This window comes from Zhongshania sp. (assembly GCF_047636175.1).
GTDB lineage: Bacteria > Pseudomonadota > Gammaproteobacteria > Pseudomonadales > Spongiibacteraceae > Spongiibacter.
The window spans coordinates 1-15,733 of the sequence record NZ_JBLIKC010000031.1; the positions used below are offsets into that span (position 1 = coordinate 1).

Consider the following 15,733-nt stretch of genomic DNA (forward strand, 5'->3'; position numbering starts at 1 on the left):
TGAATACCGCGCCGGGTAGCGCCTGATCTCGAAAAACGAGCTCGCCGCTAGTCACGGCACCGAGCGCACGTGTCGTTGGTACATTGAGTGCCGCCATCGCCTCGCAGAGAATATACTCGCGCAGTACTGGCCCCAAGGGCGATTTACCGTCGCCACCTCGGGAGTAGGGAGTGCGACCTGAACCTTTAAGTTGCCAATCGTAGCGGATGCCGCTGTCCGCAATGAGCTCGCCAAGCAAGACGGCCCGTCCGTCACCTAACTGCGGATTCCAGCCACCGAATTGATGCCCGGCATAGACGGTGGCGATGGGTTCAGCGCCGGCAGGAATATGGTTGCCGGCCATGCTGGCAATGCCCTCGGGCGAGGCCAGCCACTGCGGGTCTATGCCTAATTCGGTCGCCAAGCAGACATTGATGCGGATTAAACTCGGCGCTGGCACCGAGCTTGGAGCCTGCGCAGTGTAAAATCGCTCGTTTTGTTGGACGTAGCTATTGTCGAAAACGGGGCTGTTGGTAGAAGTCATGGTATGGCCTGCATAAAACGGTAAGACAATTTAGCTAAGGTTTTTATACCTTGGATTGCAGCTAATTATACAGGAATCGTTTGCTCTGGGGGCGCCGACGGTTGTTGTGAGTGCGGCGTGCAAGAGGCCATCATTCGCGTGCTCGGGTGTGAAAAACGCGACGCGGCGAGATAGACCAAGTAAAATCGCGGCCGAGGGCTCATTTTACCAGTAAGAAGTCCCATGCCGAGCGACTAAACGGCGTGGACAAACGGCATCATTTTATAAGGATTTGCGTATCATGCCTTGGTTTACCCGTTTATTTTTTGTGCTGTGTCGGATGTTGTCGGCACCATTCCTTGCTGGTATTAAACCCAAGTTGGTGCAGTTCGATGAGTCATTACATGCGCAATTAGAAGGCAAACCGGTTTGCTACGTACTCCGGCAGCATAGCTGGACTGACCGGTTTTTGCTGGAGCGAGTTTTTAAGACCTACAAACTACCCATGTTGAATGCGAGAGCCGGAAAATTACCTGAGGTTGAGCGTGCTGCGTGTTTGTATTTACCGGTACTGGGTGGTCAGCGAGGTGGTTCTCGGGGAGTTAATACCATGGCTGCTTTGGTCGCGCAGGCAGCCGAGGGCGACTACCCTCTGCGGATTGTGCCGGTATCGGTGTTTTGGGGGCGAGACCCAGGCAGCGAAACCTCGTTTTTCAAATTGCTATTAGGTGACGGTGAGCGGGCGGGTGCCTTTCGCAAGCTCATGGTTATATTGGCGCAGCGTCGCAATGTGCTTATTCATATCGCACAGCCGGTGCACTTCAGTACTTTTGTTGCGCGCAAGCAGGATCCGGTGGCCGCTGCTGCAGTTATGGCGCGCATGTTGTCGTTTTATTATTCCAGGCGAAAAACCGCAAGTCTGGGCCCCACCTTATTATCACGCCAGCAAATAGTTGATGTTGTATTACGTCGTCAGTCGGTTCGCGATGCCATTGCTGAAGAGCAGGAAATATCCATTGCCAAGCCGGGGGTGGTCAACAAGCAGGCCCGTAAAATGGCTGAAGAGGTGGCGGCTAATTTTGATGGACGAATGATTCGCGCCCTTGAGTTAATATTGAGTTGGGCGTTTCGTAGAATTTTTTCTGGTTTAAAAATTCACCATATCGAACGCCTGCGCGAGACCGCCAATAATCGGCAATTAATTTACATGCCATCTCACCGCAGTCATTTCGACTATCTGCTGATTTCTTATACCCTCTATGTGCAGGGTCTAGTGCCACCGCATATTGCGGCAGGTGTGAACCTGAATTTTTGGCCAGTCGGTGGTTTACTGCGTCGCGGCGGCGCATTTTATATACGCCGTAGTTTTGACGGCAAAAAATTATATTCAGCGGTGTTTAAGTCTTATTTGGATGTGCTGTTGGGGCGGGGCTATCCGGTCGAGTTCTTCCCTGAGGGTGGGCGAAGTCGCACCGGACGTTTACTGCCGCCGAAGCGCGGTATGTTGAAAATGACAGTAGAGAGCTTTGTGCAGCAGCCCGGACGCAAAGTGGCCTTGGTGCCAGTCTATGTGTGCTATGACAAGCTCGTGGAAAGTGCCTCTTACGTCAAAGAACTGCGTGGTGCGAGCAAGCAAAGTGAATCGGCAAGTGGCTTGTTAAAGGCGCGCAAAATTTTTAAGTCCTCCTATGGCAGTCCTCATGTGGCCTTTGGGCAACCTCTAAGTCTGGATGAGTGTTTTAGTCATATAGAACCCAATTGGCGTAAACGCAGCCAAGCGGGGGATGATTCCTTTGTGCCCGCGGTTATTGACTACATTGCACAGGAAAATATGGAGCGGATTAATGCGGCGGCGGTGGTTAATCCTATCGGTTTAGTGGCGATGATTTTACTGTCTAGTCCGCAGCACGCGATGGCGGAAGATGAGTTGCTGCTGCAAATAAATCACTTTATCGCGATTTTACGACGCTTGCCCTATAGCCCAGATGTCACTTTGCCCGAAGGCAGCGCGAAAGAGATTTTTGAGCAGGCAGCGCGGACAGCCGGCCTTTCTAGAATAGATCATCCCTGGGGCCCGATTATTACCGCCACCGGCCGAGAGGCGGTGATGCTAACTTATTACCGCAATTCGGTTATGCATGTATTGGCCTTGCCGAGTTTGATTGCGCGGTTTTTCCGTCACAGTCAATCTGTGAGTGAGGCAGAGCTGATAGACGGCTGTGTCCTTTTATACCCCTTTGTTAAAAATGAATTATTCCTGCGCGTGAAAATTGAGGACTGCGCTGCTGCGGTAAAAGAGCAAATTAATAATCTCGTGGCGCTTAATCTACTTACTCGAGAGAGTGCGGGTGACAGTCTCAGTCGGGCCAATGTCGGCACCGAAGGCTATGCGGTGTTAACGGGCTTGGGCCGAATTTTGCGTGAGACCTTTGAACGTTACACCATTACCAGTTTGCTTTTGGTGCAGGATATTTCTGAAGTACCCGCCCTGCGTGACGATGTTGAACTCCATACTATTGAGATGGCTCAGCGTCTGGCAATATTGAGTGGTCGAGAAGCACCGGAATACTTTGATAAAAATCTTTTCCGTGGCTATATCGACACCTTGATTCAGCAGGGTTTATTGCTCGCGACCGAGCATGAGACCGGTGAGCTTTTGCGGGTTGATAAACGCTTGGAGGCGCTGTCGCAGCGCTGGGTGGCGCTGCTGGGACCCGATGTGCAGCAAAGTATGCAGCAGCTTATTCGCAAGCCAGTAATGACCGACAATGATGAGTGATGGTGCGAATGCCTTGGCTTGACACTTCTTACTTAAAAGCTTGAGCTGGCAGGGCCTTAGGCTCCTAAATTCCCCGGCGCCTGATGCGGGCATGGGGCGCACCGATCGGCGTCTGCAGTGGCAACTATTTTTGAGGTTTCCCCATGGTGCTGGCTCGGTTACAATATCCATTATTCTAATGACGTGTGACGAGTCCGAAAAAATGGCGCATAACGCCCGCATAATACTGCTGTGTGATTGCCGTCGATGGCGATGGTAGCTCTTGCAATAAGCAAATTACTGCAACTAGCAGATCACTAAGCCGACCCCCGTTTTTAAGGATTTATCATGCAAGCCCAGCGATACAATGAACTGGCGCAGCAAGGCTATAACCGGATACCGGTTTATCGCGATGTGCTCGCCGACCTTGACACTCCTCTCAGTGCCTATTTAAAACTCGCCGCAGCGCCCTACAGTTTTCTGTTTGAGTCTGTACACGGTGGTGAGAAATGGGGGCGCTATTCTATTATTGGTTTGGGCGCACGAACAGTGCTGCGGGCCGAAGGCAAACACGTCACGATTGCCTGTGATCGCGATGTAATAGAGACCCATGAGTGTGAAGATCCGCTAGCCTTTGTAGAAGCTTTTCAGGCGCGCTATCAAGTGCCTGAGATTGACGAACTGCCGGCATTTTATGGTGGTCTGGTCGGCTATTTTGCCTACGATTGTGTGCGTTATATAGAACCCAAGTTGCTTTTGGGAACGCCGCGTGATGTCTTGGGGACACCAGATGTTTTATTAATGTTATCAGAGGAATTACTGGTTTTTGATAACCTGTCTGGCACCGTTAAAATTATTACCCACGCGGATCCGACAGATGACAAAGCCTATGCAAAAGCACAGCAAAGATTGGATTCCTACGAGCTGATGCTGCGCGGTGTGTCACCACCGCTGCCTGAGCTAAATCTGGATGCCGACGGTGTCGCTGAAGCAGATTTTGTATCGAGTTTTGGTGAGGATAACTTCAAGGATGCCGTCGAAAAAGTGCGTGAATACGTGCTGGCAGGTGATGTGATGCAGGTGGTGTTGTCGCAGCGTCTAAGTATTCCATTCACCGCCTCACCACTTAATTTTTATCGAGCGTTGCGTCACCTTAATCCCTCGCCTTATATGTACTACCTCAATTTAGACGACTTTCATATTGTAGGCTCTTCGCCAGAAATTTTGGCGCGACTGGAAGACGGCGAAGTAACGGTTCGTCCGATCGCGGGTACGCGTCGCCGTGGACATACTGAAGCCGAAGACTTGGCGCTTGAAAAAGAATTGCTGGCCGATCCTAAAGAGATTGCCGAGCACTTAATGCTGATCGATTTAGGGCGTAATGACGCCGGCCGTGTTGCTAAAACTGGCACGGTAGAATTGAGTGATAAAATGGTGGTGGAGCGTTACTCCCACGTCATGCACATTGTGTCTAATGTTCGCGCGCAAGTGCGTGACGATATTACCGCGATGGATGTGCTGCGGGCCACGTTGCCCGCTGGCACATTAAGCGGCGCACCGAAAGTCCGCGCCATGGAAATTATCGATGAGTTAGAGTCGGTAAAACGCGGTGTATATGGCGGTGCGGTGGGTTATTTAAGTTGGAATGGCAATATGGATACCGCCATTGCGATTCGCACCGCAGTGATCAAAGACAATCAACTTCATATTCAAGCCGGCGCCGGTATTGTTGCCGATTCGCAGCCTAGGCTGGAATGGAAGGAAACTATGAATAAGGCCCGAGCGGTATTTAAAGCGGCCTCGATGGTGCAGGGTGCGGTAAAAAGCACGGTAGCCAGTGAGACCAACTCAACAGGGGAGGCGTCATAATGTTATTAATGATCGATAATTACGACTCCTTCACCTATAACGTCGTACAGTATTTTGCTGAGTTGGGCGCCGATGTAAAAGTGCTGCGCAATGATGAGATTACCGTTGACGAGATTCGCGCACTGGCGCCCACCCACCTAGTGATCTCTCCTGGTCCCTGTACGCCCAATGAGGCGGGTATTTCACTGGCGGCCATTAAGGCTTTTGCTGGCGAGATTCCTATTCTCGGTGTGTGTTTGGGTCATCAGAGTATTGGTCAGGCATTTGGTGGCAAGATTGTGCGCGCGCGCGCCGTGATGCATGGTAAAACCTCGCCGATGCACCACCTCAATAGTGGTGTATTCAGCGGTTTAAATAATCCGCTAGTGGCGACCCGCTACCATTCTTTAGTGATTGAAAAAGACAGCTTGCCGGATTGTTTGGAAGTTACGTCATGGACCCAACACGCCGACGGATCAGTAGATGAAATTATGGGCGTGCGCCACAAGACCTTAGATATTGAGGGCGTGCAGTTTCATCCAGAATCGATTCTGTCAGAGCAGGGCCACGAGCTGTTTAAAAACTTTTTGGAGCGCAGCGCATGAGCGATATGAACATTAAAGATGCACTGGCTTTAGTGGTGCGCAGTATAAGCTTGAGTTCCGACGATATGGCGGCGGTAATGCGCGATATTATGACCGGTAAATGCAGCGATGCGCAGATTGCCGCATTTCTTATTGCGCTGCGTATGAAAAGCGAAAGTCTGGATGAGATTGAAGGTGCCGCCCGAGTTATGCGCGAGTTAGCGACACCGGTGAATATTGATGGCCTCGACCACGTGGTGGATATTGTTGGCACCGGTGGCGATGGCGCCAATTTATTTAATGTCTCCTCGGCCAGTACCTTTGTTATTGCCGCAGCGGGTGCCAAGGTGGCAAAGCATGGCAACCGCTCGGTGTCATCTAAAAGCGGTAGTGCCGATGTATTGGAAAGCGCTGGCATTGAACTCAATTTGAATCCCCAGCAGGTTGAGCGCTGTATTCGTGAAGTGGGCCTTGGCTTTATGTTTGCGGTTAATCATCACAGCGCTATGAAATACGCGATTGGTGTGCGCCGTGATATTGCCCAGCGCACGATCTTCAATATTTTAGGGCCGCTGACCAACCCTGCGGGAGTGACGCGTCTGGTGCTGGGCGTGTTTAGTTCCGAGCTCTGCCGGCCCTTGGCTGAGGTCTTAAAGCGTTTGGGCGCCGAGCATGTGATGGTAGTTCACGCCAAAGATGGTTTGGACGAAATTAGTTTGGCGACCGCCACGGAAGTGGTCGAGCTTAAAGATGGCGAGATTCGTGAATATCTGCTGACACCTGAAGATGTGGGAATAAACAGTCAGAGTTTGGTGGGTCTGGATGTTTCAGACAGCCATGCCTCCTTGGCTCTGATTCGCGATGCCTTAGGTAAGCGTGAAACCGAAGCGGGTAAAAAAGCGGCAGATATGATTGCCCTTAATGCTGGCGCCGCCTTATATGTGGCGGGTGTTGTCAGTACATTAAAGCACGGTGTGGCCTTGGCCGAGGACACTATTCATGGTGGTCAAGCGCTAGAGAAAATGGGTGAGCTGGCGGCTTTTAGTCAGGGCCTGAATCCTACTACTGAGGCTGAGCTATGATGATTAATAGCAGTACCCCAACGGTGCTCAAAAAAATTCTTGATCGCAAGCGTGAAGAGATCGCTGAGCGCATTGCACGGGTGTCGATCGCTCAATTGCAAGAGCAGATACGCAGCGCATCGGCACCCCGCGGTTTTGTGCAGTCAATAGAAGCCAAGCTGGCTGCCGGTAAGTCGGCGGTGATTGCTGAAGTGAAAAAAGCGTCACCCTCTAAGGGCGTGATTCGCGAAGACTTTAATCCAGCCGATATCGCATCAAGCTATGAAATGGGCGGAGCAGCTTGTTTATCAGTATTAACTGATGCGGATTTTTTTCAAGGTGCGGAGGCGCATTTACAGCAGGCACGCGCGGCCTGTTCGCTGCCGGTGATCCGCAAAGATTTTATTATCGATCCTTATCAGGTTTATGAAGCGCGCGCGATTGGTGCAGATTGTATTTTATTGATCGCCGCAGCGCTGGATGATGAGGCTATGACAGACCTCAATAAACTGGCTCAGAGATTGGGGATGGATGTTTTGATTGAAGTTCATAACGCCGAGGAGTTGGCGCGAACCTTACCACTGGGTAATCGCTTGGTGGGCATTAATAATCGCAATTTACATAATTTTGAAACCTCGCTGCAGAATACTTTCGATTTACTGACGTCGATCAGCGCTGACTATATTGTGGTGACCGAAAGTGGTATTCACACCGCAGAGGATGTGTCTGCAATGCGCGAACACGGGGTTAATGCTTTTTTAGTGGGGGAAGCCTTTATGCGAGCGCCTGAGCCCGGCGAGAAATTGGCAGAATTATTTGCCTAAGTGTTGCGGCATCCGGGTGCTAATTGAGTGCGCTAACGGGTGCCGTAGACAACCATGGTTTTACCTTTTACTTGCACCAATCCCTGTTCCTCCAAGGTCTTTAACACCCGGCCAACCATTTCCCGCGAACAGCCCACGATACGACCAATTTCCTGACGGGTGATCTTGATTTGCATGCCGTCGGGATGAGTCATGGCGTCGGGTTGCTTACAGAGGTCTAAGAGCGTGCGAGCCACGCGGCCCGTGACATCTAAAAACGCAAGGTCACCGACCTTGCGGGTGGTTAGTCGCAGCCGTTTGGCCATTTGCTTGCCCAGCGCCAAGAGTATGTCTGGGTATTGCTTATTGAGCTCGCGAAATTTGGTATAGCTGATTTCAGCTATTTCGCACTCGGTGCGACTTTTAACTAAAGCGCTGCGAGTTGGTGGAATATCTTCATCAAAAACTCCCATTTCTCCGAAGAAGTCGCCTTTATTGAGGTAGGCAACGATCATTTCGCGACCCTCGTCATCTTCAATAATGACGGTGACTGAGCCTTCGGTAATGTAGTACAGGGCATCGCTGGCGTCGCCGGCGTAGATGAGTGTACTTTTACTGGGGTAGCGCCGCCGATGGCAGTGGGTGAGAAAATTCTCTAAATCGGCTATTTCTGGTTTTAAGGGATTCAACACAGCTTGGGACTCTCGTTAAAACAGTAAATCCATTTACTAATTTTTGGGCAGATTTAAATTATGTTTTCGGCCCATGACTGCCTTTAGTATGACCTGCTTTGCCGGCCATGGCGAGCTAGAATCTGGACGCTGTGGTAAGCTTAGTTAAATTTTTTGTTATCGCTATGAGGGTGAAATGAAAGCGACGGTTAAGTGGGTAGACGGTGTTATGTTTCTCGGCGAGTCGGGAAGTGGTCACTCGGTAGTGATGGATGGTCCGGAAGATCATGGTGGCCGCAATATGGGGATTCGCCCCATGGAAATGCTACTGGTGGGGATGGGCGGTTGCGCGTCATTTGATGTGATGACTATGTTGAAGAAGTCGCGTCAAGATGTGACTGATTGTCGCTGTGATCTGGATGCCGAGCGCGCCGATGCGGTGCCCGCCGTTTTTACAAAAATACACCTGCATTTTGTTGTTAGTGGTAAGAATTTAAAGCCAGCGCACGTAAAGCGTGCTGTGGAGTTGTCCGCTGAAAAATATTGTTCCGCATCTATTATGATGGCGGCCGCTGGCGTCGAAGTCAGCCATAGCCATGAGGTCATCGACAGTGTCTGAGAAGCTAGTTCGTCCTAAGCCACATGGTGGTATGCGCCATATTGCTCTGTTTGTGGAAAAATTCGACGAGACCCTCTTTTTCTATACTGACTTGATGGGTATGACGGTGGAGTGGCAGCCAGACCCAGATAATATCTTTTTGTGTTCGGGTAATGACAATCTTGCCCTGCACCGCTATCAGGGTCCGCTTCGGCCGGTAGCTGGGCAGCGTCTGGATCATATCGGGTTTATTTTAAATGCCCCAGAGGATGTGGATGCTTGGCATGCGTTTTTATTGGCGAATCAGGTGAGTATTAAGACCGAGCCGCGCACTCACCGTGACGGTGCCCGCAGTTTTTACTGTCTTGACCCCGACGGCAATTTGGTACAACTCATTTTTCATCCGCCTATCAGCGGCCGCTAGCTCGTTATACGTAGTAAGTGCTGCCGGTCATGACCTTGGACATCAAGCTCATGGCTTTTTTTACGGGGCTTGGGAAAATCTGACCGCCTGATGCTATCGCTTTGGCGGCGTGCTCGGCTTCGTCTTCTAGCATCTGCCGGAGTATGGCGCGTGATTTTTGGTCATCAGCCGGCAGTGTTTGCAGGTGTTCGCGCAGGTGTTCGCAGACCTGATCTTCAGTGGCGGCAACAAAACCAAGGCTAACTCTATCGCTGATTACACCCGCTGCAGCGCCAATTGCAAATGAGGCGGCGTAAAACAGCGGATTTAAATGACTGGTGTGGCTTTGAAGCTCGTGCAGGCGTTGCTCACACCAGGCAAGATGGTCAATCTCCTCGGTCGCGGAATGCTCCATAGAGGCCTTAACATGGGCATTTTTTGCCGTTAGTGCCTGGCCTTGGTATAGGGCCTGAGCGCAGACTTCGCCGGTATGATTAATTCGCATTAAGCCGGCAACATGGCGACGATCCTGGTCGGTACTGAGCGAGCTGCTAATGTGCTGGGCAGGACTCTGTCGCCGGGCAGTACTACTGCCTTTAATAAGAGTTTTTAGACTTCGATCTGCTCCCATCAGGGCGCGATCAAGTAAGGTGTATTGTCTAGTCATTGCATTGACCTCCGGAGGATATTGTAGCCGAAATAGGGGGTCATGACTTGTTTTTCTGATAGCCTGTCCAGCGTTTGATGGCCTCGGCAAGTTCCCATAGGCGGATTGGTTTTACCAAATGTAGATCCATTCCCGCGCGCAAATAGCTGTCGCGCTGCTCGTCTAGGGCATTGGCGGTTAAGCCAATAATGGGGGTGCGCTCGCGCTCTTCGTCTTTTTCGAACTGACGGATTTGACGAGTCGCTTCATCGCCATCCATGATCGGCATTTCGACATCCATGATTACCACGTCAAAGCGTTTGCGCATAAATATGTTGACCGCTTGCTGGCCATTTTCAACGCGATGCACCGTGATGCCGAGGCTGCTTAGCATGCGGGTTAGTACTTGGGCGTTGGTGGGATTGTCTTCCGCGATTAAGCATTCCAATGAATTTAAGGTGAGGGCATCGGTTTGATATTGGTCTGGCAAGTGGTTAACCGCATTGGCGTCAAAGTGACATTCGGCGAGCAAGGCGCTGCGCAGAGCAATGCCGGTGAGCGGCTTGCTTAGTACTCGGCGGATACCAGCAGCGCGCAGTTTGTCGCGGTCGAAGATGATATTGGCGTGGGCGAGCATCAGGCCGATCGGGGTGTTCTGTTGATCCTTGGTTTCGTCGTATATTCGCTGAGCTAGTGCCAGCCCGCCACCCGCTAGAGTGTGGTCTATGAGAATAATGTCGATGGGGGCGTTTAAGAGCGACTGATTGCGGATAGTGGCGATTGCCGCGCTGTCGCTATTGGCTGTAAATGCGGGCATTCCCCAGTTGCCGCACTGTTTGCTAACGACTTTGCAGAAGGTCTGGTTACTGTCGACAACTAGTAGCCGCTTATTACTTAGTAAGCCAGTGCGAATTTGCAAAGTATTAGCGTCATCATTATTAGGCACCGCCAGCTGTATGGAAAAACGCAGAGTATGCACCCCGTTAGGCGATGTTCGCACCGCGGCGCCGCCGTTCATTAGTGCTATTAGCTGTGAGACGATGGCTAGACGGGTATTGATGATGCCGTCTTGCTCAGATGTTGAGCCGTCAAGGGCGAGTTTTTCGAGGGTGCTAAAGGGTTTGCCACGATGGCTTAGTTCAAAGTGGAGTAAGCCTTGTTTCAGGCTTGAAGAGTAGACCTTAAGGAGAATATAGCCTGACTCATAGTGTTCAAAGGCATTGTTCATCACGTGCGACAGTAATTGGCGAATGCGTGAGGAATCGCCGATGAGCTTTTCGTTTACATTGCTATCAATGTCGCAAATAAATTCTAAGGATTGTTCGGCGGCAATATTGCGGAAACCGGAAACAGATTCGTCGATAATCTCCGGCACACTTAATAGCTCAGTGCGGAGCTCAATGTCATTTTCATTAAAGCGGGTTGCTTGACTGGCTTCTTGAAGTAATTGCAAGAGTTCGTGGCCGGAACGTTGCAGGGTGCGCACGTGGTCTTCTTGATTCGCGGTGAGCCGGGTCTCTTGCAAGAGTTCTGAGACACCGAGCATGGCGCTCATTGGTGTTCGAATGTCGTGGGTTATCCGCGCGAGAATGTCGGTTTTGGCACGATTTACGGCGCCCAAGATGGTGATACTTTGCTCGTCTAGATTCTGTTTGCGCTCCCGCTGGTGATGCCGGACGATTAATAGCGCTGTGTGAGCGGTACCGGCCGCAGTGGCCAAGAAAATTAAGATCAAGTTGGTGCTGGTGGCGGTGATGATGGAGAGGCTATAACTAAACATTGTTAAGCTTAGAGTCAACACGATTAGAATTCGCGTGACCATGTAGTAAAAAATGAGTCGGTTGTAAGTTTGGAAAAAGGAGCTGAGGGCAATAAATAATAGCGCGATGGAGTTCAGCGGGAACAGTGTGTAGATGGTGATGACCGCCGCAGTGTCATTGCCGATGACGCTGAGTGCCACACCCACGACATCGACGATGATCAATAGCCGAATGATGGTATGCCACCGACCGGGATTGCCGGGTGGGAAAACTGGAAATCGCAGCGCGTAGACTAAATCAACCAGACTGATACCTAAAATAACGAGGATAAGACCGTAGCCATTCCAGGGGGGTAATAATCCTTGCGGGGCGCCAATATAGCCCCAGGCAGTGACTTGCCCGCTAATCACAAGCAGGGCGTAGATCGCGGTAATGAGAAACAGTGAGTCACGGGTTAGCGCCGCATTGATGAGATTGAATACCAGCAGATTGATAACAATGCCGAAAAATAATGCGTTCAGGAACTCGCGCTGGCTGACATCACCCAGAAAACTGGTGTAATCGTGCAGGGTTAGCTCGAGTTGACGGTCGAAGGGATACTCGAGGGCGAGGTAATAGCTGGTGCTGCTGTTGGCGTTCACTGGAATAGAGAATAGAGTTTCGGTGCGAATTAAGTCGTCGGTGGACATTGGCGCGATGTGTTGTCCAGCTTCTGTGTATAGCTGGGCTGCGTTGAGATCTACCGGCATGACTTGTAGCAACTGCTGGATTATTTGATTACTGGTATTACTGAGGGTAAAGCGAAACCAATACCTGCCAATGCTCTGGGATAGATTGAAATCACCACTTTCTGCGGGACGAAACTGGCGATTAACGGCGGTGCTTAAAATATCATCGATGCGGTAGAGTTTATTTGGATCTTCGATGAGATCGCTGAAACCATCGAGCGAGATTGCGCCCTGATTTGAGGTTACCGTTAAAATTGGCGCTGCGTGTGCGGTGATAGATAACAGCAGCAATACCGCACACAGCAGGTGTTTGGCCAACTTACTCTCGGGCAATGGCGCGGTAAGCAATGTCGTTACGGTAGAAGGCATCTTGCCACTTTATCTGTTTGGCAATTGAATACGCAAGTTGTTGTGCGGCACTAACCGTGTCGCCCATTGCGGTTGCGCAGAGTACTCGACCGCCGTTAGTGACTAAATTGCCGTTTTCCAATTGGGTGCCGGCGTGGAAAACTTTGCCACTGCTGCTACCGTCTGGAATACCGCTAATCGCATCACCTTTCTTATAAGCGCCGGGATAGCCGCCCGCAGCTATTACCACGCCAACTGCAGGGCGGGGATCCCAATCGGCACTGACGCTGTCTAGCTTGCCGGCTATTGCCGCCAGGCATAGCGCCACTAAATCTGATTGCAGGCGCAACATAATCGGCTGCGTTTCAGGGTCACCAAAACGACAGTTGTATTCAATGACTTTGGGGTCGCCGTTGGCATTAATCATTAGACCGGCATACAAAAAACCAGTGTAGCGATTGCCTTCACTCGCCATGCCTTTCACAGTGGGAATAATGACCTCATCCATAATCCGTTGGTGGATTGCGGGTGTCACCACTGGCGCTGGGGAGTAGGCACCCATGCCGCCAGTATTAGGGCCACTATCGCCGTCGCCAACCCGCTTGTGATCTTGGCTGGTGGCCATGGGCAGAATATTTTCGCCGTCTACCATCACAATAAAGCTGGCTTCTTCGCCTTCTAAAAACTCTTCAATGACCACGCGGCAACCGGCATCGCCAAAGGCATTACCGGATAACATGTCGCGCACAGCATCTTCTGCTTGCTTGAGGGTTTCGGCAACAATAACGCCCTTGCCTGCGGCAAGACCGTCGGCTTTTACCACAATGGGCGCACCTTGCTCACGCAGATAGGCCAGTGCCGGTTCCAGTTCGGTAAAGTTCTGGTAGCTGCCGGAGGGAATATTATGACGGGCTAGAAAATCCTTGGTAAAGGCCTTCGAGCCCTCTAGTTGAGCAGCACCTTTGCTGGGGCCAAAGCAGGGAAGTTTGCGCTGATTAAAGTAATCTACCACGCCATCGACTAGCGGAGCTTCGGGACCAACAATGGTCAGGCCGACATTGTTACTGGCGGCAAAGTCTGCCAGCGCGGCGAAATCATTGATGGCGATAGCGACGTTTTCAACGCCTTGCTCAAGTGCGGTGCCAGCGTTGCCGGGTGCCACAAAGACGGTGGCTACCTCGGCAGACTGAGCTGCCTTCCACGCTAGCGCGTGCTCGCGACCGCCATTTCCAATAATCAATACATTCATGGTTCCGCGACACGTTGAACGCGATATAAATGATTCGCGCCCTCTGACGTGTACTTCCTCCTGCTATAAATAAGATGTGGCTGGGTTTAGCAACCATAATTATAATTGAGCGAAACCGGGATCGCCCAAAAGATTTTTCTTTCTTAGTGGCGGAAGTGACGCATGCCGGTAAAGGCCATGGCGATGCCGTGTTCATCGGCTGCGGCAATCACTTCATCGTCGCGGATAGAACCACCGGGCTGGATAACACAGGCAATCCCGTTGGCAGCGGCATTGTCTAAGCCGTCACGGAAGGGGAAAAAGGCATCCGATGCCATGACTGCACCTTTAATGGTGAGGCCGGCGTGTTCAGCTTTAATTGCGGCGATACGCGCAGAGTTAATTCGGCTCATTTGGCCTGCGCCGACACCAATCGTTTGACGATTTTTAACGTAGACAATGGCATTTGATTTCACGAATTTGGCGACTTTCCATGCAAAAATCATATCGTGAATTTCGCTTTGTTCGGGCTGGCGTTTAGTCACAATTTTCAGTTCGTCGGCGCCGATCATGCCAAGGTCGCGGTCTTGCACAAGCAGGCCGCCGTTAACACGCTTATAGTCGAATGCTGGGTTGCTGGCGCCCCATAGACCGCAGGTGAGCAGGCGTAAGTTTTTCTTTTCTGCGACGATGGCTGCCGCTTCTTCGCTGACGCTCGGGGCAATGATAACCTCGACGAATTGACGCTCACAGATCGCCTTTGCGGTGGCCGCATCGAGTTCGCGGTTAAAGGCAATAATACCCCCAAATGCGGATTCAGGATCGGTGGCAAAGGCCAAATTATAAGCTTCGTGAATACCGTTTAAAGACACTGCCACGCCGCATGGATTGGCGTGTTTAACAATAACGCAGGCGGGTTTAACGAAAGACTTAACGCATTCTAGTGCGGCGTCGGTATCGGCAATATTATTGTATGACAGAGCTTTGCCCTGTAGTTGAGTAGCCGTTGCGACTGAAGCTTCGCTAGGGTGGCGCTCAACATAAAATGCAGAATCTTGGTGTGGATTTTCACCGTAGCGCAGGTCTTGGGCTTTGATGAACTGGCTATTAAAGGTGCGCGGAAACTTCTCAGTGCCACCTGGTACCATGCGGCCAAAATAATTGGCGATCATACCGTCGTATGCGGCGGTGTGCTCATAGGCTTTGATGGCTAGATCAAAGCGAGTGGCGTGAAGAGTGCAGCCATCGTTGGCGCGCAATTCGTCTAAAATAGTTTGGTAATCTATAGCGTTAACCACAATCGCCACGTCGCGATGATTTTTAGCTGCCGCGCGAACCATTGTTGGACCGCCAATATCGATATTTTCGATGGCGTCTTCCAAGGTGCAACCGGGTTTGGATACGGTCGCTTCAAAGGGGTATAGATTGACAACAACCATGTCGATGGCGTCGATGCCATGCTCGCTCATGACACCGTCATCAATGCCGCGACGTCCCAAGATACCGCCGTGGACTTTGGGGTGTAAGGTCTTCACCCTGCCATCCATCATTTCGGGGAAGCCGGTGTAATCAGACACTTCCGTTACCGCAATGTCGTTTTGATTCAGCAGAGCATAGGTGCCGCCAGTAGAAAGCAGTTCGACCCCCAATTGGGTGAGTTCACGGGCGAAATCGACAATGCCGGATTTATCAGAAACACTGATAAGGGCGCGTTTAACGGGGCGGGGCTGGTTGTCTGTAGTCATGCCTATTGGGTTACCTTGAGTTTAAATAATAGCTAAGGGGAAGCGGTGTC

13 protein-coding genes are annotated in these 15,733 nt (G+C 51.2%); 7 read left to right on the top strand and 6 right to left on the bottom strand.

Annotated elements, in window-relative coordinates; all coding sequences use genetic code 11:
* Positions 1–523 (bottom strand): protein adenylyltransferase SelO family protein (locus ACI955_RS15390; protein ID WP_415244627.1); only part of this gene is annotated, 523 nt, incomplete at its 3' end.
* Positions 524–803: 280 nt separating this feature from the next.
* Between ACI955_RS15390 and plsB the strand changes: the two genes are divergently transcribed.
* The 5 genes from plsB to trpC all read left to right on the top strand — a co-directional run bounded on the left by plsB (position 804) and on the right by trpC (position 7,577).
* Positions 804–3,281: a glycerol-3-phosphate 1-O-acyltransferase PlsB gene (gene plsB, locus ACI955_RS15395; protein ID WP_415244628.1), complete on the top strand. Its 2,478-nt coding sequence runs from the start codon at positions 804–806 to the stop codon at positions 3,279–3,281.
* A 327-nt stretch (positions 3,282–3,608) separates the two neighbouring features.
* Positions 3,609–5,129, top strand: a complete 1,521-nt coding sequence (gene trpE, locus ACI955_RS15400) for an anthranilate synthase component I (protein ID WP_415244629.1) — start codon at positions 3,609–3,611, stop codon at positions 5,127–5,129.
* Positions 5,129–5,713, top strand: coding sequence for an aminodeoxychorismate/anthranilate synthase component II (locus tag ACI955_RS15405; protein ID WP_415244630.1), 585 nt, complete (start codon positions 5,129–5,131; stop codon positions 5,711–5,713). Before trpE ends, ACI955_RS15405 begins: the two co-directional genes overlap by 1 nt.
* Positions 5,714–5,718: 5 nt before the next feature.
* Positions 5,719–6,774 (top strand): anthranilate phosphoribosyltransferase, encoded by a 1,056-nt coding sequence (trpD, locus tag ACI955_RS15410; RefSeq protein ID WP_415244657.1) that lies wholly within the window; start codon positions 5,719–5,721, stop codon positions 6,772–6,774.
* Positions 6,771–7,577, top strand: coding sequence for an indole-3-glycerol phosphate synthase TrpC (gene trpC / locus ACI955_RS15415; RefSeq protein WP_415244631.1), 807 nt, complete (start codon positions 6,771–6,773; stop codon positions 7,575–7,577). Before trpD ends, trpC begins: the two co-directional genes overlap by 4 nt.
* 32 nt (positions 7,578–7,609) lie before the next feature.
* Here the strand turns inward: trpC and crp are convergent, their stop codons facing one another.
* Positions 7,610–8,248 carry a cAMP-activated global transcriptional regulator CRP gene (gene crp, locus ACI955_RS15420; RefSeq protein ID WP_415244632.1) on the bottom strand — a complete coding sequence of 213 codons (639 nt, stop codon included), beginning with the start codon at positions 8,246–8,248 and terminating at the stop codon, positions 7,610–7,612.
* A 175-nt stretch (positions 8,249–8,423) separates the two neighbouring features.
* On the opposite strand from crp, the gene ACI955_RS15425 reads away from it, so the two are divergent.
* Positions 8,424–8,846, top strand: coding sequence for an OsmC family protein (locus ACI955_RS15425; protein ID WP_415244633.1), 423 nt, complete (start codon positions 8,424–8,426; stop codon positions 8,844–8,846).
* Positions 8,839–9,249 (top strand): VOC family protein, encoded by a 411-nt coding sequence (locus ACI955_RS15430; RefSeq protein WP_415244634.1) that lies wholly within the window; start codon positions 8,839–8,841, stop codon positions 9,247–9,249. Before ACI955_RS15425 ends, ACI955_RS15430 begins: the two co-directional genes overlap by 8 nt.
* A gap of 4 nt (positions 9,250–9,253) precedes the next feature.
* Here the strand turns inward: ACI955_RS15430 and coq7 are convergent, their stop codons facing one another.
* The 4 genes from coq7 to purH form a co-directional block, all read right to left on the bottom strand.
* The gene (coq7, locus tag ACI955_RS15435; RefSeq protein WP_415244635.1) at positions 9,254–9,895 is read right to left on the bottom strand and encodes a 2-polyprenyl-3-methyl-6-methoxy-1,4-benzoquinone monooxygenase; all 642 of its coding nucleotides are present in this window, start codon (positions 9,893–9,895) and stop codon (positions 9,254–9,256) included.
* A 40-nt stretch (positions 9,896–9,935) separates the two neighbouring features.
* Positions 9,936–12,731, bottom strand: coding sequence for a response regulator (locus tag ACI955_RS15440; protein ID WP_415244636.1), 2,796 nt, complete (start codon positions 12,729–12,731; stop codon positions 9,936–9,938).
* Positions 12,682–13,959, bottom strand: coding sequence for a phosphoribosylamine--glycine ligase (gene purD / locus ACI955_RS15445; protein ID WP_415244637.1), 1,278 nt, complete (start codon positions 13,957–13,959; stop codon positions 12,682–12,684). The genes ACI955_RS15440 and purD overlap by 50 nt, the downstream gene beginning before the upstream one ends.
* Positions 13,960–14,102: 143 nt before the next feature.
* On the bottom strand, positions 14,103–15,683 hold the full coding sequence (gene purH, locus ACI955_RS15450) for a bifunctional phosphoribosylaminoimidazolecarboxamide formyltransferase/IMP cyclohydrolase (RefSeq protein ID WP_415244638.1): 1,581 nt from the start codon (positions 15,681–15,683) through the stop codon (positions 14,103–14,105).
* Positions 15,684–15,733: the final 50 nt, after the last annotated feature.